Annotated in this window: 2 rRNA genes; both read left to right on the forward strand. The window is 54.6% G+C overall.

Annotated features, from left to right (window positions below):
* The first annotated feature begins 256 nt into the window (after positions 1-256).
* Positions 257-1,778 (forward strand): 16S ribosomal RNA (locus ACIPVN_RS16045).
* Positions 1,779-2,201: 423 nt separating this feature from the next.
* Positions 2,202-3,841, forward strand: a 23S ribosomal RNA gene (locus ACIPVN_RS16050); the annotation flags it as partial.

Consider the following 3,841-nt stretch of genomic DNA (forward strand, 5'->3'; position numbering starts at 1 on the left):
GTAAGGTAGAGAAGTTGCCCTTCGGGCCTGGTTGTGATGACTGGGTCGTGGGAGCATCCGATCCTTGAGAACTCAACAGCGTGCACTTGTCAAATGCCAAATAACCTCGATTCAGCTTCGGCTGGATGAGATTCCTTTGGATCAAAGACCAACCTCCTTGTGGGGTTGGCAACGGATAGTCAGCAATGATTTATCTCTTTGGTCAGCATCAAACTCGCTGCTTCCCGGTTTTTCCCCGGGTGGTATGCATTTCTTTTTTACGGAGAGTTTGATCCTGGCTCAGGATGAACGCTGGCGGCGTGCTTAACACATGCAAGTCGAACGGTGAAGCAGAGCTTGCTCTGTGGATCAGTGGCGAACGGGTGAGTAACACGTGAGCAACCTGCCCCTGACTCTGGGATAAGCGCTGGAAACGGCGTCTAATACTGGATATGTGACGTGACCGCATGGTCTGCGTCTGGAAAGAATTTCGGTTGGGGATGGGCTCGCGGCCTATCAGCTTGTTGGTGAGGTAATGGCTCACCAAGGCGTCGACGGGTAGCCGGCCTGAGAGGGTGACCGGCCACACTGGGACTGAGACACGGCCCAGACTCCTACGGGAGGCAGCAGTGGGGAATATTGCACAATGGGCGGAAGCCTGATGCAGCAACGCCGCGTGAGGGATGACGGCCTTCGGGTTGTAAACCTCTTTTAGCAGGGAAGAAGCGAAAGTGACGGTACCTGCAGAAAAAGCGCCGGCTAACTACGTGCCAGCAGCCGCGGTAATACGTAGGGCGCAAGCGTTATCCGGAATTATTGGGCGTAAAGAGCTCGTAGGCGGTTTGTCGCGTCTGCTGTGAAATCCGGAGGCTCAACCTCCGGCCTGCAGTGGGTACGGGCAGACTAGAGTGCGGTAGGGGAGATTGGAATTCCTGGTGTAGCGGTGGAATGCGCAGATATCAGGAGGAACACCGATGGCGAAGGCAGATCTCTGGGCCGTAACTGACGCTGAGGAGCGAAAGGGTGGGGAGCAAACAGGCTTAGATACCCTGGTAGTCCACCCCGTAAACGTTGGGAACTAGTTGTGGGGTCCATTCCACGGATTCCGTGACGCAGCTAACGCATTAAGTTCCCCGCCTGGGGAGTACGGCCGCAAGGCTAAAACTCAAAGGAATTGACGGGGACCCGCACAAGCGGCGGAGCATGCGGATTAATTCGATGCAACGCGAAGAACCTTACCAAGGCTTGACATATACGAGAACGGGCCAGAAATGGTCAACTCTTTGGACACTCGTAAACAGGTGGTGCATGGTTGTCGTCAGCTCGTGTCGTGAGATGTTGGGTTAAGTCCCGCAACGAGCGCAACCCTCGTTCTATGTTGCCAGCACGTAATGGTGGGAACTCATGGGATACTGCCGGGGTCAACTCGGAGGAAGGTGGGGATGACGTCAAATCATCATGCCCCTTATGTCTTGGGCTTCACGCATGCTACAATGGCCGGTACAAAGGGCTGCAATACCGCGAGGTGGAGCGAATCCCAAAAAGCCGGTCCCAGTTCGGATTGAGGTCTGCAACTCGACCTCATGAAGTCGGAGTCGCTAGTAATCGCAGATCAGCAACGCTGCGGTGAATACGTTCCCGGGTCTTGTACACACCGCCCGTCAAGTCATGAAAGTCGGTAACACCTGAAGCCGGTGGCCTAACCCTTGTGGAGGGAGCCGTCGAAGGTGGGATCGGTAATTAGGACTAAGTCGTAACAAGGTAGCCGTACCGGAAGGTGCGGCTGGATCACCTCCTTTCTAAGGAGCATCTGACATCTTCGGATGTCCAGAACCCAGATCGAAGGCATACGTTCTTCGCTGGGAGCTCATGGGTGGAACATTTGACATGGCATCGAGATCTGATCTCTGGTCGAGTACGCAACTTCGGTTGTTGGAAAGAGTGGGGTGAGGGGGTCGGTTCCTGCACGCTGTTGGGTCCTGAGGGACCGGATGCGCTTTGACCTTCGGGTTGGAAGCATTTGGTTACTCTGGGCCTCTTCTGGTTTCCCCCGTGTGGGGTTGCTGGATGGGGTACCGCCCGTACTTTGAGAACTACACAGTGGACGCGAGCATCTTGCAGCTGATCTTCGGATCGGTTGCACAAGATGATCTTAAAGATCATTAGTCAATTTCATGCCAGGCTTTCGGGCCTGGTGTCGATTCTGATTCAAACTCATGTGATTTCAAGTCTTTAAGAGCAAACGGTGGATGCCTTGGCATCTGGAGCCGAAGAAGGACGTAGCAATCTGCGATAAGCCTCGGGGAACTGATAAGCAAGTTTTGATCCGAGGGTGTCCGAATGGGGAAACCCCGCTGGGCGGCGTGCCGACCTAGTGACTCCCGCCTGAATATATAGGGCGGGTAGAGGGAACGTGGGGAAGTGAAACATCTCAGTACCCACAGGAAGAGAAAGCAACCGCGATTCCGTTAGTAGTGGCGAGCGAAACCGGATCAGGCTAAACCTAGCGTGTGTGATAGCCGGCAGGCGTTGCACGTTGGGGGTTGTGGGACTTTTCAGTCATCTCTGCCGAGGTGGCGGCGTTACAAGAAGGTATAGACGAACGGTCTTGAAAGGCCGGTCATAGAGGGTGCCAACCCCGTAGTCGAAATGCCTCTCTTGGCGCGAAGAGTATCCCAAGTAGCACGGGGCCCGTGAAATCCCGTGTGAATCTGTCAGGACCACCTGATAAGCCTAAATACTCCCAGATGACCGATAGCGGACAAGTACCGTGAGGGAAAGGTGAAAAGTACCCCGGGAGGGGAGTGAAATAGTACCTGAAACCGTTTGCTTACAAACCGTTGGAGCAGCCTTAGTAGCTGTGACAGCGTGCCTTTTGAAGAATGAGCCTGCGAGTTAGCGATATGTGGCGAGGTTAACCCGTGTGGGGTAGCCGTAGCGAAAGCGAGTCTGAATAGGGCGATTCAGTCGCATGTCCTAGACCCGAAGCGAAGTGATCTATCCATGGCCAGGTTGAAGCGACGGTAAGACGTCGTGGAGGACCGAACCCACTTAGGTTGAAAACTGAGGGGATGAGCTGTGGATAGGGGTGAAAGGCCAATCAAACTTCGTGATAGCTGGTTCTCTCCGAAATGCATTTAGGTGCAGCGTTGCGTGTTTCTTGCCGGAGGTAGAGCTACTGGATGGCCGATGGGCCCTACAAGGTTACTGACGTCAGCCAAACTCCGAATGCCGGTAAGTGAGAGCGCAGCAGTGAGACTGTGGGGGATAAGCTTCATAGTCGAGAGGGAAACAACCCAGACCACCAACTAAGGTCCCAAAGCGCGTGCTAAGTGGGAAAGGATGTGGAGTTGCCTTGACAACCAGGAGGTTGGCTTAGAAGCAGCCACCCTTGAAAGAGTGCGTAATAGCTCACTGGTCAAGTGATTCCGCGCCGACAATGTAACGGGGCTCAAGCACGCCACCGAAGTTGTGGCATTGACATTATTGGTAGGCCTTCGTGGTCCAGCCGTGTTGATGGGTAGGAGAGCGTCGTGTGGCCAGCGAAGCGGCGGTGTAAACCAGCCGTGGAGGCTACACGAGTGAGAATGCAGGCATGAGTAGCGAAAGACGTGTGAGAAACACGTCCTCCGAAAGACCAAGGGTTCCAGGGTCAAGCTAATCTTCCCTGGGTAAGTCGGGACCTAAGGCGAGGCCGACAGGCGTAGTCGATGGACAACGGGTTGATATTCCCGTACCGGCGAAGAACCGCCCAAGCTAATCCAGTAGTGCTAAGTGTCTGAATCCCACTGACGGATCCCTTCGGGGTGAAGCGTTGGGCCTAGCGCACGACCCCATTCTGGTGCGGTTAGCGTATTAACAG

The sequence above is a fragment of the Microbacterium sp. NPDC090003 genome (assembly GCF_044748385.1).
Classification (GTDB): domain Bacteria; phylum Actinomycetota; class Actinomycetes; order Actinomycetales; family Microbacteriaceae; genus Microbacterium.